This window comes from Mitsuokella apri, from assembly GCF_051886055.1.
In the GTDB taxonomy this organism is placed as follows: domain Bacteria; phylum Bacillota; class Negativicutes; order Selenomonadales; family Selenomonadaceae; genus Mitsuokella.
On sequence record NZ_JBJEXT010000028.1, the window covers coordinates 54,933 to 74,935 of the forward strand.

17 protein-coding genes are annotated in these 20,003 nt (G+C 55.6%); 13 read left to right on the forward strand and 4 right to left on the reverse strand.

The window, feature by feature from the left end:
* The first annotated feature begins 74 nt into the window (after positions 1–74).
* The 3 genes from dhaM (at position 75) to ACI4OH_RS03090 (ending at position 1,983) form a co-directional block, all read left to right on the forward strand.
* Positions 75–470: a dihydroxyacetone kinase phosphoryl donor subunit DhaM gene (gene dhaM / locus ACI4OH_RS03080; protein ID WP_432646065.1), complete on the forward strand. Its 396-nt coding sequence runs from the start codon at positions 75–77 to the stop codon at positions 468–470.
* Positions 471–574: 104 nt separating this feature from the next.
* Entirely contained in the window at positions 575–1,480 is a 906-nt protein-coding gene (locus tag ACI4OH_RS03085; RefSeq protein ID WP_435720773.1) for a DUF2156 domain-containing protein, read from the forward strand.
* A 107-nt stretch (positions 1,481–1,587) separates the two neighbouring features.
* The gene (locus ACI4OH_RS03090; protein WP_432646063.1) at positions 1,588–1,983 is read left to right on the forward strand and encodes a desulfoferrodoxin family protein; all 396 of its coding nucleotides are present in this window, start codon (positions 1,588–1,590) and stop codon (positions 1,981–1,983) included.
* A gap of 98 nt (positions 1,984–2,081) precedes the next feature.
* Here the strand turns inward: ACI4OH_RS03090 and bioB are convergent, their stop codons facing one another.
* Positions 2,082–3,092: a biotin synthase BioB gene (gene bioB / locus ACI4OH_RS03095; protein ID WP_439784147.1), complete on the reverse strand. Its 1,011-nt coding sequence runs from the start codon at positions 3,090–3,092 to the stop codon at positions 2,082–2,084.
* 218 nt (positions 3,093–3,310) lie between these two features.
* Here bioB and ACI4OH_RS03100 point away from each other — a divergent pair, with 218 nt between their 5' ends.
* The 5 genes from ACI4OH_RS03100 (at position 3,311) to recO (ending at position 7,174) form a co-directional block, all read left to right on the forward strand.
* Positions 3,311–4,324, forward strand: coding sequence for a PhoH family protein (locus tag ACI4OH_RS03100; RefSeq protein WP_432646061.1), 1,014 nt, complete (start codon positions 3,311–3,313; stop codon positions 4,322–4,324).
* Positions 4,321–4,785 (forward strand): rRNA maturation RNase YbeY, encoded by a 465-nt coding sequence (gene ybeY, locus ACI4OH_RS03105; RefSeq protein ID WP_435720772.1) that lies wholly within the window; start codon positions 4,321–4,323, stop codon positions 4,783–4,785. The genes ACI4OH_RS03100 and ybeY overlap by 4 nt, the downstream gene beginning before the upstream one ends.
* A 66-nt stretch (positions 4,786–4,851) precedes the next feature.
* Complete coding sequence (gene era, locus ACI4OH_RS03110) at positions 4,852–5,766, forward strand: GTPase Era (protein WP_439784148.1); 915 nt, start codon at positions 4,852–4,854, stop codon at positions 5,764–5,766.
* Entirely contained in the window at positions 5,766–6,437 is a 672-nt protein-coding gene (locus tag ACI4OH_RS03115) for a DUF502 domain-containing protein (RefSeq protein WP_439784149.1), read from the forward strand. The genes era and ACI4OH_RS03115 overlap by 1 nt, the downstream gene beginning before the upstream one ends.
* A 2-nt stretch (positions 6,438–6,439) precedes the next feature.
* Positions 6,440–7,174: a DNA repair protein RecO gene (gene recO, locus ACI4OH_RS03120; protein WP_439784150.1), complete on the forward strand. Its 735-nt coding sequence runs from the start codon at positions 6,440–6,442 to the stop codon at positions 7,172–7,174.
* Between the two features lie 81 nt (positions 7,175–7,255).
* Here the strand turns inward: recO and ppk1 are convergent, their stop codons facing one another.
* Positions 7,256–9,319 (reverse strand): polyphosphate kinase 1, encoded by a 2,064-nt coding sequence (ppk1, locus tag ACI4OH_RS03125; protein ID WP_439784151.1) that lies wholly within the window; start codon positions 9,317–9,319, stop codon positions 7,256–7,258.
* 2 nt (positions 9,320–9,321) lie between these two features.
* Positions 9,322–10,860 (reverse strand): Ppx/GppA phosphatase family protein, encoded by a 1,539-nt coding sequence (locus tag ACI4OH_RS03130; RefSeq protein ID WP_432646055.1) that lies wholly within the window; start codon positions 10,858–10,860, stop codon positions 9,322–9,324.
* Between the two features lie 348 nt (positions 10,861–11,208).
* Between ACI4OH_RS03130 and ACI4OH_RS03135 the strand changes: the two genes are divergently transcribed.
* From ACI4OH_RS03135 to glyS, 3 genes are all read left to right on the forward strand, one after another.
* A complete protein-coding gene (locus ACI4OH_RS03135) occupies positions 11,209–12,741 on the forward strand; it encodes a Ppx/GppA phosphatase family protein (protein ID WP_432646054.1) in 1,533 nt (510 codons plus the stop codon).
* A 373-nt stretch (positions 12,742–13,114) separates the two neighbouring features.
* A complete protein-coding gene (glyQ, locus tag ACI4OH_RS03140; RefSeq protein ID WP_118015016.1) occupies positions 13,115–13,993 on the forward strand; it encodes a glycine--tRNA ligase subunit alpha in 879 nt (292 codons plus the stop codon).
* 3 nt (positions 13,994–13,996) lie between these two features.
* Positions 13,997–16,051, forward strand: coding sequence for a glycine--tRNA ligase subunit beta (glyS, locus tag ACI4OH_RS03145; protein ID WP_439784152.1), 2,055 nt, complete (start codon positions 13,997–13,999; stop codon positions 16,049–16,051).
* A 140-nt stretch (positions 16,052–16,191) separates the two neighbouring features.
* Here glyS and ACI4OH_RS03150 read toward each other — a convergent pair whose 3' ends face one another.
* Positions 16,192–16,743: an LptA/OstA family protein gene (locus tag ACI4OH_RS03150; protein WP_432646051.1), complete on the reverse strand. Its 552-nt coding sequence runs from the start codon at positions 16,741–16,743 to the stop codon at positions 16,192–16,194.
* A 218-nt stretch (positions 16,744–16,961) separates the two neighbouring features.
* Here ACI4OH_RS03150 and ACI4OH_RS03155 point away from each other — a divergent pair, with 218 nt between their 5' ends.
* Together ACI4OH_RS03155 and dnaG are read left to right on the forward strand one after the other, a co-directional pair.
* Positions 16,962–17,969 carry a deoxyguanosinetriphosphate triphosphohydrolase gene (locus tag ACI4OH_RS03155; protein WP_435720767.1) on the forward strand — a complete coding sequence of 336 codons (1,008 nt, stop codon included), beginning with the start codon at positions 16,962–16,964 and terminating at the stop codon, positions 17,967–17,969.
* Positions 17,970–18,188: 219 nt separating this feature from the next.
* Complete coding sequence (dnaG, locus tag ACI4OH_RS03160; protein WP_435720968.1) at positions 18,189–19,976, forward strand: DNA primase; 1,788 nt, start codon at positions 18,189–18,191, stop codon at positions 19,974–19,976.
* Positions 19,977–20,003 lie beyond the last annotated feature (27 nt).

Consider the following 20,003-nt stretch of genomic DNA (forward strand, 5'->3'; position numbering starts at 1 on the left):
TGCTAAAATAAAAGAAATGTTGACGAATGCGGTCAGTTGCTACTGGCCGCATTCTTATATTGGGGGGAATTGCCTTGGTTGGTATCGTAATTGTATCGCACAGCCAGAAATTGGCTGAAGGTGTAAAGGAACTTGCAGAGATGATGGCACATGACGTGCACATCGAAGCGGCTGGCGGCCTGGAGGAAGGGCTGCTCGGCACGAGCTTTGAGCGCGTCAAAGTCGCGATTGAAGATGTCTGCGGTGCAGACGGTGCGGTCGTGCTCATGGATATGGGCTCTGCCGTCATGACGGCAGAGCTTGCCGTCGAAGAATGCCGCGACGAAGCCGTGCGCCTCGTCGACTGCCCGATTGCCGAAGGGGCAGTCCTCGCGGCTGTAGCAGCGGCAAACGGCGCGGACCTCAGCGAGGTCGTCAGGCAGGCCGAATCGGCACGCCAGTTCGCCAAGATGGAAAATCCATCGGCATGATATTTCGGAGTTCTGCGTGAGCGGGTCACAAACAGCATTTGACAGAATTGATATAATGAACAGGTGTAAGATTATGACTGACGGATTTTTTTATGGTCAGGGGGATGAGTACCATCAATTTTCAGGATTTAACCAAAGAGGATAAACCGGTGCTGGACCGATATTTTGCCAGCGGCTATTACGAGAACTCACATTTCAATTTCACGAACTTCTTCATGTGGCGCGAGCCGTACCATGTCAAATGGGCGGAAGAAGACGGCGTGCTCTACATGACCTGCGAATGGGAAAACGAGCTCATGGCCATTCAGCCGTTCTGCGCTGAAGAAAAATGGCCCGAAGCCACTGCGAACATCATCGCGTATTTTGAGCAGCAGCAGCGCCCGCTGGTCTTTACGGGCATCGAGAAAGCCTATGCAGAGTTTTTGCAGCAGTACGAAGACGCTGACTTTGAAGTCGAAGACGACCGCGACAATTGGGACTATGTCTATGAGGCCGAAAAACTCATCAGTCTTTCGGGCCGTAAGCTGCATTCCAAGAAAAATCACCTGAACGCCTTCCGCAAGCTCCATCCCGAGGCGGAATATCTGCCGATTACCGAGGATATCATCACGGCCTGCAAGATCGAACTCAACAATTGGTACAAGCTGCGCATTCAGGATGAACCGGATGACCCGTTCATCGGCTGGGAGCGCAAGGCCATCCTTGAGATCTTCGACGACTATGATTTCTTCAAGCTCAAGGGCGGTGCCATCCGTCTCGATAACCGCATCATCGCCTTTACGTTCGGTGAGCCCCTTAATGCCGATACGGCCGTCATCCACGTCGAGAAGGCCGACCCGAATATCCGCGGGGCTTATCCGGCCATCAATCAGGGCTTTGTCGAACACGCCTGGAGCGATATGACGTACATCAACCGCGAAGAGGACATGGGCCATGAAGGCCTGCGCAAGGCCAAGGAGTCGTACAAGCCGGTCAAGATGATCGAGAAGTTTAACGCGCGCCGCCGCTAAGCCCTGTATCCCTCTTGCAACATGCGTTTGGATTCGCTACAATGAAGATGAAGATGTGTAAGATTCACAGGATGTGAATCGCGTGAATCAATAGGGGAGGTATTCTTATGGCAAAACGTTTTTTCCTTTGTGAGAAATGCGGCAACATCGTGGGCCTGATCAATGATGGCGGCGGCACGCTTTCCTGCTGCGGTCAGCCAATGAAGGAGCTCATCCCGAATACGACGGATGCAGCGGCGGAAAAGCACGTCCCGGTCATCACGCTCGATCGCGAGGGCGGCGAAGTCACGGTACAGGTCGGCACGGCAGCGCATCCGATGACGCCGGAGCATCTCATTGAATGGATTCACCTTGTGACGGAAAAAGGCGCACAGATTAAGCACCTCAAGGCCGGGGATGCGCCGGAGGCCATTTTCATGCTCGCTGGCGGCGACAAGCCGGTGGCAGCGCTGGCCTACTGCAACCTGCACGGCCTTTGGAAGGCAGAGTTCCACGAAGACTGAGCTCGGTGCCCAAACAAATAAAACAGTATGGCAAAGTAAAAAGGAAGGACTCTTTTGGGAATCCTTCCTTTTTGTGTACTTTTGTGCAGCTGTTTTTATCAGCGGGCACCGCAGGTGCCGGTGACCGACTGGCAGTCATCGTCGCGGTTTGTAAGGCCGAGTTCTTTGAGCATCTGCATGTCTTCCTTGATGGTCGTGCCGGATGTCGTCAGCATATTGCCCGTGATGGAGGCGGAAGCACCGGCGCGCAGGGCCGTGGCACCGTTTTCCGGCAGCAGCTTGCGCCCTGCGGCGAGGCGGATGTTGGCGGTCGGGTTGATGTAGCGGAAGAAGGCAATCGTGCGCAGGATGTCTTCGGCCGGCAGCTGTGCGCGCCCTTCCATGCCCGTGCCTTTGATGGGCATCAGGGCGTTGATGGGGATGGACTCGATGCCGAGTTCGGCGAGGGAAATCGCCATATCGAGGCGGTCCTCCCACGTTTCGCCCATGCCGATGATGCCGCCCGAGCAGACGCAGAAGCCTTCTTCCTGTGCCATTTTGATCGTGCGGATGCGGTCGTCATACGTGTGTGTCGTGCAGATCTGCGGGAAGAAGCGGCGGCTCGTCTCGATGTTGTGATGGTAGCTCGTGACGCCGGCCTCGTGCAGGCGGCGCAGCTGGCTGCGCGACAAGAGGCCGTGTGAGGCGCAGAGGCCGATGTGCAGTGTGTCGCGCATGGCCTCATATGTCTCGATGGCCTTGTCAAAGTCGCGGCCCGTGAGGGCACGCCCCGAGGTCACGATGGCAAAGCGGTTGGCACCGGCCTTTTCGTTGGCGCGCGCGTGCATAATGATGGTCTCTTTGGGAAGAAAGGAATATTCTTCGATGCCCGTCTTATGGCAGGCTGCCTGCGCGCAGTATTTGCAGTTTTCGCCGCAGCGGCCGCTGCGCCCGTTGATGATGGTGCAGAAGTCGACGTGCCTGCCGCAGAAATGGTCCTGCAGCAGACGCGCGCCTTCCTGCAGCTCCGCAAGCGGCGCGGAGAGAAAGATTGAGAGGTCGTCGCCGCGCTTAATACGGTAACCGGCGATTATTTTTTTTGCCAGAGCAAGGCATTTTGATTCGGACATAATATTCCCTCGATTCGTTGCTGATATGGTTGCATGGATGCTGTAAAAATATTTATAGTCAACATTATAGAAGCATATAGGTTAACCGTCAACTTTTCCTTGAAATACAATTTACGAAACGATGCCGATTATTGACAAAAATAATGGGTGTTGTAAAATGAAATTATATTGTGAAATACTATCTCTATTTATAAGAAAGAAACAGGTGAAGTAATTCTTTGCAACAGGCATTGGAAAGACAGATTGTCTTTGAAGACCATAAAGAAGCATATGCATTGCTTGGGGACCGCGATGAATTTCTGCAGGTGCTCCGCGAGAATTTTGACTGCCAGTTCATCAGCCGCGGCGAGCAGCTTGAGATTCTCGGAGAAGCCGCAGAGGTCAAAATGGCGGCGACGCTCGTCGAGGAGCTTCAGTATCTTTACCGGCAGGGCACGGCCATCACGATGCACGAAGTGCGCTACGGCATCGGGCTCGTGCGCGGCGGCAAGGGCGAGGCTCTGCACACGCTGTTTGGCGATACGATTCTCGTGACGTCGCGCGGCCGTCATGTGCGCCCGAAGACCCTCGGGCAGCGGCTTTATCTTGATACCATCCGCCATAATTCCATCACGTTTGGCATCGGCCCTGCCGGTACGGGCAAGACGTACCTCGCCGTGGTCATGGCTGTTGCAGCCCTGCGCAATAAAGAGGTGCGGCGCATCATCCTGACGCGTCCTGCCGTTGAGGCGGGCGAGCGGCTCGGCTTTCTGCCCGGCGACCTGCAGGACAAGGTCGACCCGTATCTGCGCCCTCTCTACGATGCCCTGCAGGATATCCTCGGGCAGGACAGCTACCAGAAGCTCATGGCCAAGGGCATCATCGAGATTGCTCCGCTTGCTTATATGCGCGGCCGCACGCTCGAGGATGCCTTTGTCATCCTCGATGAGGCTCAGAATACGACGGACAAGCAGATGAAGATGTTTTTGACGCGCCTTGGCTTTGGCTCGCGCATGGTCGTCACGGGCGACCTTGGGCAGGTTGACCTGCCGCGCGGCGTGTCTTCGGGTCTGCGCGAGGCCAGTCAGATTCTGCGCGGCGTCAAGGGCATCGGCATCGTGCGCATGGCACCCATCGATGTCATCCGCCACGACGTCGTCACGCGCATCGTCGAGGCCTATGGAGCCTGGGAAGAGAAAAAGAAAAAAGAAAAAGAGCAGAAGGAAAAAGAACGGGAGGTGCGCGCGAAGTGAATGTCATCATCAGCAATTATCCGGAAGACCTCGAGGTGCCGGAGGAATATGTCAAAAATGTGACGGCAGCCGCCGAAAAAGTCGGGGAGCTCTACGGCGTGGACAACGGCGAAGTCAGTATCACACTGACGAACAACGAGTATATCCACAAACTCAACCGCGAGTACCGCGGCATCGACCGTCCGACCGATGTCCTGTCCTTTGCCCTCAATGAGAGCGAGGAACCGGAGGTCACGGGCGGCGCGGACATCAACGTCCTCGGCGACCTCGTCATCTCCGTTGAGCGCGCTGAGGAACAGGCCAGGGACTACGGCCACAGCGTCAAACGCGAGATGGCCTTTCTGACGGTGCACGGCATGCTGCATCTTTTAGGCTATGACCATATGGAAGAGGCCGAACGCCTTGAAATGGAGGCCGAGCAGCGTTTTGTCATGGAAAAACTCGGCATTCCGCGCGAATAAGAAAAGACTGGCAGGAAAGCTGCCATCGTCATAACATAATATATAGAAGAAAGAGAAGTGAATCCTATGGAACAGAACCAGCAGAACACAAAGCATAAATCGGGCTTTATCGCCGTCATCGGCCGTCCGAACGTCGGCAAGTCGACTCTCATCAACACCCTGATTGGCCAGAAAATTGCCATCATGAGCGATAAGCCGCAGACGACGCAGAACCGCATTCTCTGCATCCTCACCGAGCCTGACGCACAGATTATCTTCCTCGACACGCCGGGCATCCACAAGCCGAAGCACAAGCTCGGGGAATACATGGTCAAGGCAGCCGAAGGCACGCTCAAGGAAGTCGATGCCATCCTGTTTGTCGTCGATGCGACGGAAAAAATGGGTCCGGGCGAATACTACATCCTTGAACGCCTGCAGGCCACGCGCAAGCCGGTCATCCTCGTCGTCAACAAGATTGACCTCATCGAGAAAGAAAAGGCCCTGCCGATCATCTCGCGCTATGCCGACAAGTACCAGTTTGCCGGCGTCGTGCCGATTTCGGCGAAGGCAGAGACGAATCTCGATTCTCTGCTGACGGAAGTTAAGAAGTATCTGCCTGAGGGGCCGCAGTATTATCCGGAAGACATGGTCACGGACCAGCCGGAACGCCTGATTGTCGCCGAACTCATCCGCGAGAAAGTCCTGCAGCTCACGCGCGACGAGGTGCCGCATGCCGTAGCCGTCGAAACGGATGAGATGACGACGCGCCCGAACGGCGATGTTTACATCCGCGCGACGATTTATGTCGAACGCGATTCGCAGAAGGGCATCATCATCGGTGCGAAAGGCGCGATGCTCAAGGAAATCGGTGCGATGGCGCGCAAGGATATTGAGGCGCTCTTAGGCTCACGCGTGTTCCTCGACCTCTGGGTCAAAGTCAAGAAGGATTGGCGCAACCGCGAGGGTGTACTGCATAATTTCGGCTTCGGAGTGGAATCGTAATGTCAGAAGAACACAAGAGCCGGCTCTCGAAGCGGATTTCCCGCCGTTTTGTCAACGGCCTGATTTTGCTCGTGCCCATTGTCATCACGCTGCTCGTCTGCAGCGAGGTGCTGCATTTTACGGAAGGCGTGCTCGGCAAGCATCTGCCATTCTATTTTCCGGGACTTGGCATCATCACGGTCGTTCTGGGCATCTACCTCGTCGGCTGGATTTCGTCGTACTGGATTATGCGGCGCCTGATTCACTACGGCGAGGCCCTGCTCGGCAAGATTCCGGTCATCAAGTTCATCTACAACAGCGTCAAGCATCTTTCGACGGCTGTCTTTGAATCAAACAATATGTTTGACCACGTCGTGCTGATTCCGTTTCACCAGTCGAAGGCCCTCGGCTTCATCATGGCCGATGTGCCGCAGGTGCTCAAGGAAAAACTCGGCGATGATTACGTCTGCGTCTTTGTGCCCTGGAGCCTCAACATGACCTCGGGCACGAACCTCTTCGTGCGCAAGTCCGACGTCATCTATCTCGACATCAGCAGCGAGTCGGCCCTGCAGTACATGCTGACGGCAGGCGCAGTCATGCCGCAGAAACTCGCTCATGGGGGAACGGAACAGTCCTCTTCCAACATCTCAGCAGAAGCGGCTGCCGAGCTCGCGAAAAAGAAGAAGGCGTAAGCATGGCCATCTACCAGACTGAAGCAGTCGTGCTCGGCGCGAAAAACTGGGGCGACGCGGATAAGATGATGACATTTTTCACCAAAGAGCGCGGCCTCGTAAAAGCCGCGGCCTTTGGCTGCCGCAGACCGAGAAGCCCTTTGGCCGGAGGCATGCAGATGTTTTCGCATCTCGATTTGCAATTATCGGAAGGGCGGCGCGTCGATACGGTGCGCCAGTGCCTTTTGCGCCATCATTACAAGAAGCTCAGTGAGGACCTCACAGCCATGGCCTATGGCAGTTTTGTCGCGGAATTTTTGCGTGAGTTCCTGCCCGAAGGGCAGCCGGAGCCGAAGATGTTTGAGCTCCTGCTGCAGATTCTCGAAGCCTTTGAGCGGCGCAATCCGCGCGTGACCGCGCTGGCCGCTGTCTATCAGCTCATGGAGTTCACGGGCCTGCAGCTTCGTTACGAGCACTGCGTGCACTGCGGCAAAAAAATAGAAGGCGATGCTTTCTTTGCCATCAGCGAGGGCGGCGTGCTCTGCGAAAACTGCCGGACAGCGTCGGCAAAGCCTTTTCCTGCGGAACTGCGCCATTTTATCATCGGCCTGCGCGATTTTGACTGGCAGCAGGGGACCATGCGTCTTTCCTCGACTTTGCTCATGACTGCTGAACAGCTGCTTTTGCAGTACCTGCAGGAGCTCCTCGGACGTCCGCTGAAATCGCTGGCCTTTATCCAGCAGCTCAGCATGACTTGAATATTTTCGTAATAAAAAAGACATCCCTGAGGATGTCTTTTTTGCTGTCTGTATGAAATTAGATGAAGGGGAAAAAGGAAATCAGCCGAGCGTTTTGCCCTTGAGCGCGGTTTCCATAAACGTCTGCTGTGCGCCGACCGGCGTCTGCCCCTTGCGGCACGAAGCGCGGACGTAGGAGCCGTCGGCACGCATGAGATAGGCCTTCGTGTTGTCCTTGAGGTAGGTCTGCAGGATGGCGTGCAGGCGGTTCTTGTGGTCCTGTTCGCGGATCGGGATCATGAGCTCCACGCGGTTGTTGAGGTTGCGCGGCATCCAGTCGGCCGAGGAGATGAAGACATCTTCGCGGCCGCCGTTGTAGCAGTAGAGGATGCGGCTGTGCTCGAGAAAGCGGCCGACGATGCTGCGGACATGGATGTTTTCGCTGACACCCGGCACGCCCGGACGCAGGACGCAGATGCCGCGGACGATGAGGTCAATCTTGACGCCGGCAGCCGAGGCCTCGTAGAGTTTGGCGATGATGAAGCGGTCGAGCAGGGAATTCATCTTGGCGGCGATGTAGGCCGGCTCGCCGCGTTTTGCATGCTCGATTTCCTGGTCAATCTCGGCCATGATGGTCTCGCGCAGATTCAGCGGTGCGACAATGAGCTTGTTCCAGGTCGGCGGGTCGCTGAAGCCCGAGAGGAAGTTGAAGAAGCGCGAGCCGTCGACGCCGATTTCGTTGTCGGCGGTCATCAGGCCGATATCCGTGTAAATCTTGGCCGTCGAGCCGTTGTAGTTGCCCGTGGCCAGATGGCAGTAGCGGCGGATGCCGTCTTCCTCGCGGCGCACGACCATCGTGATTTTGGAATGCGTCTTGAGGCCGAGGATGCCGTAAATGACGTGGCAGCCGGCTTCTTCAAGGCGGCGGGCCATGATGATGTTGTTTTCTTCATCGAAGCGGGCCTTGACTTCCATGAGGACCGTGACCTGCTTGCCGTTGCGCGCGGCATCGGCAAGGGCCGAGATGATCGGCGATTTGCTCGATACGCGGTAAAGCGTCTGCTTGATGGCAAGGACCGCTTCATCGTCCGCAGCCGTGCGGATGAAATTTTCGACTGTGGCGAACGTTTCATACGGATGATGGACGAGTACATCTTTTTCGCGGATGGCGGCCCAGATATCTTTGGTATGGCGCGCGGAGAGCTCGATGGACGGCTGCGGTACGAATGGTTCGTAGCGAAGGTCGTCATAGCCCTTGATATTTGCGAAAGAGGAGAAGAACGAAGCGCCGAGCGGGCCGTCAATCGTGTAGATATCCTCTTCCTTGAGTTCGAGTTCCTTTTCCAGGATTTTGCGCGTCTCTTTGGAGCTCGTCTTGGCGAGCTCGAGGCGGACGGCCGCGCCCTTGCGGCGCTTTTCGAGGGATTTTTCGACTTCGAGCAGCAGGTCGTCGACGTCTTCGCGGATATCGAGGTCGGCATCGCGCGTGACGCGGAACGGCGTCGTTTCGAGGATGTCGTAGCCCGTGAAGAAACGGTTGGCAAAATAGCTCAGGATGTCTTCAAGATAGAGGTAGTGCTGGACGTCCGGCACCTTGATGAGGCGGCCGAGTACGGAGACCGGCACCGGCAGGATGGCGAGGCGGACCTCTTTATCCTCGGGGCGTTTGAGATGAACGGCGAGGTTCAGGCTCTTGCTCGTCAGGAACGGGAACGGATGCGACGGGTCGATGGCCATCGGCGTGACGACCGGGAAAATCTCGCGCTCGAAGAATTCCGTCAGCCAGAGCTCCTGCTTCGTGTCGAGGTCCGCAGGATGGATGAAGCGGATGCCGTGCATCTCAAGCTCGGCGAGCGTCGCCTTGAGGCAGCGGTCGATGTCATGCATCTGCTCGTGCGCAATCTTGCTGACGGCGTCCATCTGGCCCTGAGGGGTCAGGCCGCTGATGTCGTGATGCTTGACGCCGCTTTCGATGAGATGCTTGAGGCCGGCGACGCGGATCATGAAGAACTCGTCGAGGTTGGAGCAGGTGATGGCGATGAAGCGCAGGCGCTCCAAAAGCGGATTGTCCTCGCTCGTGGATTCGCGCAGCACGCGCTGGTTGAAGCTCAGCCACGTGCATTCGCGGTTCAGATAATATTGACGGTCATTGAAATTCAAATCCATATTTATTTCCTCCTTAAGACAGGCTCGATGCCAAAGATTTCGCGGAAGAGCGTCGAGGCCTGCTTGAAGGTCCAGCGAATCAGCGAAATATCGTATTCCGAGGTGTAGTTGACGTAGAGTTTTTCTTTTACGAGGCGGACAGAAAGTCCCTGGATGCGGCCGCTGTGGCCCTGGTCGAGTGCATCGGCGAGGCGCAGGATGGCACAGCATTTATCCGCAACGATTTTCTGCGTCTGCGTCAGGCGCTGGTAATGTGCGTCTTTCTTGCCGGGGTTGTCGCGGTGATAATAGTAGCTGATGCAGGCGATGACCTCTTTTTCGGCATCCGTAATGCCAAAGATGTCCGTGCCCATGATGATCTGCCACGAATGCAGCGGATAGTTGCGCAGATTGACGAATTTGCCCGTTTCGTGCAGCAGGCAGCTCATGCGCAGCAGCAGGCGGTGGCGCGGCGTGAGCCCGTGGACGCGGCGCAGTCCGTCAAAGAGCTTCGTCGCGTACTCATCGATGCGGCTGATGTGCGGCAGGTTGCAGTTGTAGCGCATAGCGATGCTGCGCGCGAGATCGAGGAGCAAATCGTCCTGCTCAGTGATGGCCTTAGGGCTGATTTCTCGCGCGCCGCACCAGGCTGCATAGCCGTAGAGAAACGTCGTATCCATGACGAGAATCGTGTCGATGTTGAGCGTGCGCACGACTTCTTCATAAAGAAGCAGTGTCGGCAGCAGGAGCTGTGCCCTGCGTTCGCTGAGATGAAAGGCCTGCATGAGCTTATGCGTGGTTAAAGGCATTAAGGATTCGGCAATCTGCAGGAATTTGCGCGGGTCGATGACGGCCGGATACGATGTATTCGCGCCTTCCGTGAGATGCGAGACGAGGATGCGCGCTTCAAAGCCCGTGAGTACGAGTGTGTGGATGTCCGCATGCTCGATGCGCGGCCAGAGGGACGAGAGCGAAGCGTGCAGATAGTCGCGCACGGCCGACGGGAACATGACATCGACGCGCTCTTCCTCGGTGAAGTGCTCAAGGACGCTGAGGCGGCCGCCCGTGACATTCGTCTGAAACAGCAGCGTGCCGTCCTGCCAGCCCGTGAAGCCGAGACCGCCTGACGTGACATCTAAGAGCAGCGTCGGTTTCTTGCCGACCATTTCGTTCTTTTTGAGGAAATGATGCAGGGCGAAGAATTTGTAATACACTTCTTCCGTCATGTCGGCAACGTGAAAGCGGAATCCCGTGCGCATGGCGAGCAGGTCGAGAATGCCAAGGCGATTTTCCGCTTCACGGATCACGGTCGTCGCAATCGGATAGACCGTGTCAACCTGATAATCGAGCAGCAGCTGACGGAAGCCCTGCAGGATACGGCTGAGCTCGTGGATGGAGGCAAAGGAGAGCCGGTGTGTGCGGAAAACTTCCTCGCCGAGCGGCAGTTCTTTATTGGCCGATTCAATCACTTTGATGTCCGTCGGGGAACGATAATCCACGATGGCCATGCTCGTGTGGATGGAGCCGATGTGAACGATGCCGAAAATCGACTTTTTCTTCATAAATAACATCCTTTCTGGAGTACTGGTCGGTGCTCCATAGCGAAGGGCCGATATACCCATAATTTATATTGTAAGCAGTTGCTGCGCTTTCCGCGTTACTTTTACGTAAATTTTTTGTTAAGGTAAGGAAACGCAGACAGGCATTCTTATACTCGGTACAGCATGAAAAACATATTCGTCATGGCCTGTATTTCATCGATAAGAATGTAAGTTTAATTATACCTCATTATGGAGAAATTTTGAATTATCTTGAAGCATACCGTCTGAATTGTTATACTAAAATTATCCGAATTATAAATTTCATAAAATATACAGATGCATTCAAGCAAGACAAGGGGGATTCCGTTCATGGAGAGAGTGGCAATCATCGATATGGGGTCGAACTCGATTCGCTTTATTGTCATGCAGGTGGCAGACAACAAGGCCTATCATCTCGAATATCAGCAGAAAGAGGCCATAAGGCTCGGGCGCGGCATGTCGGAAACAGGAAAACTCAATCCGGAGGGCGTGGAGCGGGCAATGGCCTGCCTGCATGTCTACAAGCACATGATGGAGGTCATGCAGGTGACAAAATGCATCGCCGTGGCGACGGCAGCTGCGCGCAATGCTTCAGACGGCGCGGAGTTCATTGAGCGCATCAAGCGCGAGACGGGCATTGAGATTGAGGTCATCTCGGGGGAACGCGAGGCGTATCTCGGCTATCTCGGTGTCGTCAACACGATTGACGAACGAAATTATCTGCAGTTCGACCTCGGCGGCGCGTCCATCGAAGTCTCGCTCGTACGCGACCGCAAAATTGTCGAGTCCGTCTCCGTGCCGATTGGTGCCGTGACCGTGACGGATGCGTTCAATCTCGGGGATAAGGTCACGGGCGCGGCCATTGAGCGCTGCATTGAGTTCGTGCGCACAAAGTACGAAGAGATGATTCCGTGGGCGGCGGACACGAATCTGCCGGTCATCGGCGTCGGCGGCACGGTCCGCAACTTTGCCAAGATGGACCAGGCGCGCACAAACTATCAGCTTTCGCGCATCCACAACTACATCATCCCGCGCAAGCGCTTTGAAGAGATGCACGCGGACATCATCAAGTCAAATCTTTCGGCCCGCCGCCGCATGAAGGGGCTCTCTTCGGAGCGTGCGGACCTCATCGTCGCGGGCAGCATCATCGTCAATACGCTCATGGAGTTTGCGGGCGGACAGAACATCATCGTTTCCGGCTGCGGCCTGCGCGACGGCGTGTTCTTCGAGTATTACGGTGAAAAATACGGTCAGGGCCCAATCGTGCAGGATGTCCTGCGCGAGAGCGTACACAACTATCTCCTGAGTGCCGACCGCCGCATGGAGCACCTCGAGCGCGTGAAGAATCTTGCGCTGAGCCTCTTCGACCAGCTCAAAAAATCACATGAAGCGACGCGGCGCGACCGCAGCCTTTTAGAGGTCGCGGCCTGGCTGCACGATTCGGGCAAGGTCGTCAATTATTACGACCATGCACGCCATTCGGCCTTTATCATCGCGCATGCGCCGCTTTACGGCATGCGCCAGCTCGAACAGCTCAAGGCTGCGTTCATTGCGGGCTTCCATCACGGCATCAGCAATAAAATCATGCGCGCCTACCGCTACGCGATGATGCTGACGCCGGCTGACTGGAAAAAAGTCAGACGCCTTGCGCTGCTGCTGGCCCTTGCCGAGGCTGCCGATGTGACGTATGAAGGCGTCGTGCGCAAGATTGACGTCGCCGACGATGAAGAGGCCGTCGTGCTCTCGCTGCGCGGCAAGAAGGGCGAGGACCACAGCGCGGCAGAGTTTGAGATGAAGTCGTACTGCAAGCAGTTCAAGAAGGAATACGGCAAGCCGCTCATTATCATGTGGCAGAAGGGCTGAGTTCCTTTTTCCTGATTGCCTGACGCAGCCTGCGGAATGCGCCGAAGCGGTTGACAAGTCTTAAGCCTTTTGCTAAACTCGTAGGTAGCAATGATGAAGAAGAGTAATCTCCTATCCAGCGAGACAGCGATGGTGTGAGGCTGTCCATGATTTTTTAAGCATGAAAAACATGAAATGAGACGAAAGGCACTTCGGAGCATAATCCCATAACTTGAGGCGGGCTTTCCGGCATCTTTTCAGCATGCGGGAAGGTCAATCAGGGTGGAACCGCGGTACTTGATAAAAAACAAGTCTCGTCCCTGTAACGTTACGTTGCAGGAACGAGATTTTTATTTGTTTCTGTGACAGATATAGAGGAAAAGGAGTTGTTCCCATGAAATTTCAGGAAATCATCCTGGCCCTGCAGAAATTCTGGTCGGAACAGGGCTGCATCTTGGCAGAGCCATATGATGTCGAGAAGGGCGCCGGCACGATGAATCCGTCGACTTTTCTGCGCGTGCTCGGCCCGGAGCCGTGGCATGTCGCTTACGTCGAGCCTTCGCGTCGTCCGGCCGACGGCCGCTATGGCGATAATCCGAACCGCCTGTACCAGCATCATCAGTTCCAGGTCATCATGAAACCGTCGCCTGACAACATTCAGGAGCTGTATCTCGAGAGCCTTGAGCGCCTCGGCATTGACCCGAAGCAGCACGATATCCGCTTTGTCGAGGATAACTGGGAGTCGCCGACGCTCGGTGCCTGGGGCCTTGGCTGGGAAGTCTGGCTCGACGGCATGGAAATCACGCAGTTCACGTATTTCCAGCAGGTAGGCAGCCAGGACGTACGTCCCGTCGCTTCGGAAATCACGTACGGCCTCGAGCGTCTCGCCATGTACATCCAGGGTGTCGAGAATGTTTACGACATCCAGTGGACGGATGATTATACGTACGGTGATGTCTTCCATCAGAATGAGTACGAGCAGTCGGTCTATGCCTTCGACCTTTCGGACGAAGCACTGCTTTTCGACCTCTTCGACAAATACGAGAAAGAGGCCGTGCGCATCATCGAGAAGGGCTACGTTCATCCGGCATACGACTACGTGCTCAAATGCTCGCATACGTTCAATCTGCTCGATGCCCGCGGTGCCATCTCGGTTTCGCAGCGCGCAGCCTTCATCGGCCGCGTGAGAAAACTCGCGCGTCTCTGCGCCGAGTGTTATCTGAAACAGCGTGAAGAGCTCGGGTATCCGATGCTGCACAGAGGGGAGAAGTGAGCCATGGCCAAAGATCTGTTATTTGAAATCGGCACGGAAGAAGTTCCTGCCCATGTCATGCCGGGCACACTGGCCCAGCTCAAAGAACATGCCGAACAGGCATTTAAGGAAAACCGCATTGCCTTTGATTCCATCCGCACGCTTGGCACGCCGCGCCGCACGGCCCTGCTCGTAAAAGGCCTTGCCGAAAAGCAGGAAGATGTCACGAGCGAGAATCGCGGTCCGTCCGTCAAGATTGCCTTTGACGCCGACGGCAAGCCGACGAAGGCAGCACAGGGCTTTGCCCGCGGCCAGCACGTGGCTCCTGAGGACCTTGTCGTCAAGGACGGTTATGTCTATGCAGAAGTACACGAAGAGGGACAGCCGACGGCCAGACTTCTCGAAACGCTGCTGCCGGACCTCGTCTGCGGCCTTTCGTTCCCGAACAATATGCGCTGGGGCAGCCTCGACTTCAAGTTCATCCGCCCGATCCGCTGGTTCGTCGCCCTTTACGACAAGGACGTCATCCCGTTTGAGCTTGCCAACGTCAAGTCGGGACGCACGTCGCGCGGCCACCGCTTCCTCTCGCAGGGCGATTTTGAGATCGCTTCTGCCGATGACTACGAGAAAGCCTGTGAAGAGAACTTCATCATCGTCGATCAGGACAAGCGCAAGGCCATGATCCGCGAGCAGATTGAAGCAGTCGCGAAGGAAAACGGCGGTCAGGCCGAAATCACGGAAGACCTGCTCGAGGAAGTTCTTTACCTCGTCGAGTATCCGACGGCGCTCTGCGGCAAATTCGAGGAGAAATACCTCGCCCTGCCGCCGGAAGCTGTCATCACGCCGATGCGCGACCATCAGCGCTATTTCCCGGTCAAGACGGCCGAAGGCAAGCTCCTGCCTCTCTTCATCACGGTCCGCAACGGCGGCAAAGAGTACCTCGAGACGGTCCAGCATGGCAATGAGCGCGTGCTGCGTGCCCGCCTCGCTGACGCGCAGTTCTTCTTCGACGAAGACCGCAAGAAGAGTCTTGAAGAACATCGCGAGAAACTCAAGACCGTTGTCTTCCAGCAGGGCCTCGGCACGATGTATGAGAAGACGGAACGCCTCGAAAAACTCGCGGACTTCATCGCGGATGCCATCGGCGCCGACGAGAAGGCACATAAACATGCAAAGCGCGCTGCCATCCTCTCGAAGGCAGACCTCGTCACGGGCATGGTCACGGAGTTCACGGAACTGCAGGGCATCATGGGCCGCGAATACGCAAAACTCGACGGCGAGTGCGAGAAAGTCGCCATTGCCATCGACGAGCATTACAAGCCGCGTTTTGCCGGCGACAGTCAGCCGCAGACGACGGCCGGCCGCATCGTGAGCCTCGCCGATAAGATTGATACGATTGTCGGCACGTTCAGCCTCGGCAAGATTCCGACGGGCTCGCAGGACCCGTTTGCCCTGCGCCGTCAGGCACTCGGCCTCGTCAACATGATCATTGAAGCCCAGTATCATCTGAGCCTTGCTGCCATCGTCGCCAAGTCCATGGACCTCTATGGCATCACGGACGAAAAGGCCCGCGCCAAGATGCAGCAGGATGTGGCCGACTTCATGCGCCTGCGCCTCAAGAACGTGCTCGAGGATATCCGCTATGATGTCGTCGACGCCGTTCTTGCGGATGTCGATGATATTTATGCCGTAGCTCTGCGTGCCAAAGCTGTTGCCGACTTTGTGGCCTCTGCCAAGGCGGAAGCTGGCATTCAGGCCTTTGTCCGCGTGGCAAATCTCGCGAAGAAAGCCGAAGCGGCTGAAGTAAGTCCCGCCCTGTTCCAGAACGACGCAGAGAAAAATCTCTTCGCCGCTTATGAAAAAGCGGCCGCTGCCGTGGACGGCGATATCAAGAAAGAAGCTTATGCTGAGGCCATCGCGGCTCTTGCCGAGCTCGAGCAGCCCATCAATGCGTTCTTCGATGATGTCATGGTCATGGATAAGGACGAGAAGATCAAGAACAACCGTCTCGCACTCCTGAAGTCCATTGATACCCTCGTGAACCGCATTGCCGATTTCACGAAGATTGTCCTGGCCTGAAGGCTGAGCTGACTGAAAGATTCATAAAGAAGGACCCGGCGTCCAAAGACTCATTCGAATCATTTGGATGCCGGGCCCTTCTTTTTGTTCCCTTATTATTATATGGAATTAATATGGAAAATATTTTTCGCAAGCTGCGGTCAGGAAGCCTTGTTTTTGTTGAAATCGTATTCGAGATGGGCGGCAGCTTTTTCGCCGCTGCTGTCGATGAGCAGCACGTGGCCGTCGAAGACCGCAATCTTATTCTGCCAGTTGTATTCGATGGAGTCGCTGTCAATGGCCAGACCGGGGCGCTTGAGTTTGCAGCGGTCGCCGAAAAAATAAGCGAGACCGTCTGCCGGACGGGCGTAAATGGCCTCACTGCAGAACGTCGTTTCTCCTTCGGTAAACTTGGCATGGCCCTGTGTCCAGATGGCGCTGAGGTCGCCCGTGAGCTGGGCTTCATCGGCAGCAATTGTGCGGTCGCCGAGGCTGATGCGCACATTGCCATGGCAGATATAGCGGCCCATCTGTTCATCGTAGCGGACAGAATTGGCTGAAATGACAGGCTGCACGCTTTGGGCAAACGATGTGATGGGCCGTACTTCTGTGACGGGCTGCGTATTTTCAGCAGAAGCCGCTGCACAGGAAATGGCCGTGAGCAGGCAGGTGCATAAGAGTACTTTTCCTTTATTTTTCCAGAGTGTAAGCAAAGGATCACCTCATATCAAGTCAGATGCCTTTATTTTACTCCTGTTATGCATATTTTGCAAAAAATAAAGAAATGAGATGCTGTCAGCAGGAAATTGAACATCAAGCGCGTAATATATAATTATATGACAAAAGAAGAACTTTGTCACTGTTTATCCGCAGGAAAATGCGGCGGGCAGATGGTCAAAGGAACAGGGAACAAGGGGGAAGGAGGAATCGTGTGAACATACGGGAACGGACAGAAGCTTTTGAAGAACAGTATCTGGCGCCGCAGGCAGCGAAGAGCCGCCTGGCAGGACGCAAGCAGCCGGTCACCGAGTGCAGACTGCGCACGAAATTCCAGCGCGACCGCGACCGCATCCTGCATTCGAAGTCATTCAGGCGTCTCAAGCATAAGACTCAGGTTTACATCATGGCGGGCGATCATTACCGCACGCGCATGACGCACAGCCTTGAGGTCGCGCAGATTTCGCGGACGATTGCGCGGGGGCTCCGCCTCAACGAGGACCTCGTCGAAGCCATTGCCCTCGGCCACGATGTCGGGCATACTCCGTTTGGCCATGCCGGCGAAGCCGTGATGAACGAACTCACGGGGCATTTTGCCCATAATGAGCAGAGCCTGCGCGTTGTGGAATTTCTGGAAAAGGGCGGCAGGGGCCTCAACCTGACGTTTGAGGTCAAGGATGGCATCGTCAATCACACGGGGCCGCATCTTCCCAAAACACTGGAAGGATGCATCGTGCGCACGGCTGACCGCATTGCCTATCTGACCCATGATTATGATGACAGCCTGCGGGCGGGACTCCTGCATCACGGGGACCTTCCGGATATTGTCTACAAATGCTTTGGCGAGGATACCTCGCATATGATTACGAGCATGGTGGCCGATATGATTGAGAGTTCGGCGGATTTGCAGGATATCCGGCAGTCGGACGAAGTAAAAGAGGTCATGGACATTTTCCGTAAGTTTATGTTCGAGCATATCTATTTGTCGGACGCCCTCGCGCATGAAAGGCGTCAGGCCGGTTTCATGCTGCGGCAGCTCTATGCGTATTTCCTGGAGCACCCGACGGAACTGCCGGAGGAATTCTGTCAGCGGGAAAAACGCTGGGGCCGCAGGCAGATCGTGACGGACTACGTTGCAGGCCTCACGGACAGCTATGCGGTACAGCTGTTCTCGGAGATTTTCATTCCGCCCGTGGGCCGTGTCATACGCTACAGCCGCTGATGGGCAGGCCAATGATAAATTTTGCACATGAGAAAAAGGAGATTTCGTTTTTTTGCGGAATATATATCTGAAAAGAAGGCCCAAGAGAAATCTCTGCTGGCAAAACAGCAGAAAGTTTGTGCAGTGCAGGAAGGTTTTTCGCAAATGACAGCGAATATACAAAAGTGCCCCTTTATGCAGCAGCATGAATGGGGGGAAGGATGACAGACTTTGGAACGAATGCGAAATGAGGCGATGGACAATTTCGTCGAAAGGGTCAGTGAGGCCACGGATATCCTGCGCGTCGTGCAGGGGTATGTGCCCCTGAAGCGCAGGGGAAACCGCTACTGGGGCTGCTGTCCGTTCCATCAGGAAAAGACGGCGTCTTTTTCTGTCGTTCCGGATAAGGGTTTCTTTTATTGCTTTGGCTGTCATGCCGGCGGCAACGCGTTTAAGTTTATTTCACTTATCGAAAACATCTCGTATTTTGACGCAATCAAGCTGCAGGCAGAAAAACTGGGGATACCGCTGCCGGAACGCCGTCAGAGTCCTCAGGAGATTGCCAGGGAGCGTGAGATCAAGGACCTCCGGAAGGTCAATGAACTCGCGCGTGACTTTTTCCACAACTGTCTGACCATGACGCGCATGGGCGAAACGGGCAAAGCCTATTTTGCCGGGCGCGGCATCCGGGAAGAAACCATCGAGGAATTCCAGCTCGGCTATGCACCGCCTGCCTGGGATAAGTTGTCCACTGCTTTTCTGAAGCGTGGAATTAAGCAGGAGTTTTTACTGGCAAGCGGCCTTGCGGCTGAGCGCAGGCAGGGGGGCGGCCTCTACGACCGCTTCCGCGGACGCGTCATCATTCCCATCGCCGATGAACGCGGCAGGGTAGTAGGGTTTGGCGGGCGCGTGCTCGATGACTCGACACCCAAATATCTCAATACACCGGAAACCATCTTATTTAATAAGAGGAAAATCCTCTTCGGCCTCGACCGTTCGCACCGCGCCATCCAGCAGGAGGGACGGGCCATTGTGGTCGAGGGGTACATGGATGCCATTTCGGTATTCGATGCCGGTGTACATAATGTCGTGGCTTCGCTTGGCACTTCGTTTACACCCGAGCATGCCAAGAAACTTCTGCATTATGCACCGGAAATCTGCTTCTGTTATGACAGCGATGAGGCCGGCCAGAAAGCAACGATTCGCGCACTCTCCATTGTGCGTGATACAGGGGCCGTTGTCCGCGTCATTGTCGTACCGGATGGCAAGGATCCAGATGAATTTATCCGGAAGCACGGAGCGGATGCTTTCCGTGAACTCGTCAGCAAGGCACTGCCGCTGGTGGAATACCGGCTGCGCTATGTCCTGTCGCATACGAATTACGACACACTCGACGGCAAGGTCAAGGCCCTGCACGAGATGGTTCCCGTGCTTGCGGGCATCCGCAGTCAGACTGTGCTTTTGGAATATGAGAAAAAACTAGCGCAGACGCTGATGCTCGATGAAGGCCTTGTGCGCTCGGAGCTCCGTCATTATCATGAAGAGCCTGAGCCTGTCAGCACGGGGCAGCGCCAGAACATGCGCAGGGCCGTCGCAAAGCCTGATACGGCTCTGCGCAAAGCCGGCCGCACCGTCATTCGCATGGCCTGGCAGGATCCTGCCGTACTCGCTCATCTTCAGACAATCGTCCCGCTTGACGGCATAAGGGACCCTGTGCAGCATGAGATCCTGGCCTTTCTGCAGAAAGCAGCAGAGGAAGGCCGGCCGGTCGATGATGCCAGTGCGTCGTCCCTGAGTGATGAGGCCGCGGCGGAGCTTTCCCGCGCGCTCGTTGAGGATCTTGGCGGCCGTGATGAGACAGAGGCTTACGATGATTCGCTGCGCGTGCTGCGCAGGGCGTACCTGAATGTGCTGTACGAAGAACACAGCCGCAGGGCAAATGAATATGCGCAGAAGGGCCAGGATAAGGCCTGTCTGCAGGAATTGAATGAGGTAAATAGAATCAAACATGAAATGGATGAATGGTAAATCACTAGAGAAAAGATGGATGAAACA

Excerpts from the sequence above, each read along its gene's own strand:
- ACI4OH_RS03135 (WP_432646054.1), top strand. The coding sequence starts at position 11,209 with ATGGAGAGAGTGGCAATCATCGATATGGGGTCGAACTCGATTCGCTTT.
- ppk1 (WP_439784151.1), bottom strand. The coding sequence starts at position 9,319 with ATGGATTTGAATTTCAATGACCGTCAATATTATCTGAACCGCGAATGC.
- bioB (WP_439784147.1), bottom strand. The coding sequence starts at position 3,092 with ATGTCCGAATCAAAATGCCTTGCTCTGGCAAAAAAAATAATCGCCGGT.
- era (WP_439784148.1), top strand. The coding sequence starts at position 4,852 with ATGGAACAGAACCAGCAGAACACAAAGCATAAATCGGGCTTTATCGCC.
- dnaG (WP_435720968.1), top strand. The coding sequence starts at position 18,189 with ATGCGAAATGAGGCGATGGACAATTTCGTCGAAAGGGTCAGTGAGGCC.
- ACI4OH_RS03085 (WP_435720773.1), top strand. The coding sequence starts at position 575 with ATGAGTACCATCAATTTTCAGGATTTAACCAAAGAGGATAAACCGGTG.
- glyS (WP_439784152.1), top strand. The coding sequence starts at position 13,997 with ATGGCCAAAGATCTGTTATTTGAAATCGGCACGGAAGAAGTTCCTGCC.
- ACI4OH_RS03130 (WP_432646055.1), bottom strand. The coding sequence starts at position 10,860 with ATGAAGAAAAAGTCGATTTTCGGCATCGTTCACATCGGCTCCATCCAC.
- ACI4OH_RS03090 (WP_432646063.1), top strand. The coding sequence starts at position 1,588 with ATGGCAAAACGTTTTTTCCTTTGTGAGAAATGCGGCAACATCGTGGGC.
- glyQ (WP_118015016.1), top strand. The coding sequence starts at position 13,115 with ATGAAATTTCAGGAAATCATCCTGGCCCTGCAGAAATTCTGGTCGGAA.
- recO (WP_439784150.1), top strand. The coding sequence starts at position 6,440 with ATGGCCATCTACCAGACTGAAGCAGTCGTGCTCGGCGCGAAAAACTGG.
- ACI4OH_RS03115 (WP_439784149.1), top strand. The coding sequence starts at position 5,766 with ATGTCAGAAGAACACAAGAGCCGGCTCTCGAAGCGGATTTCCCGCCGT.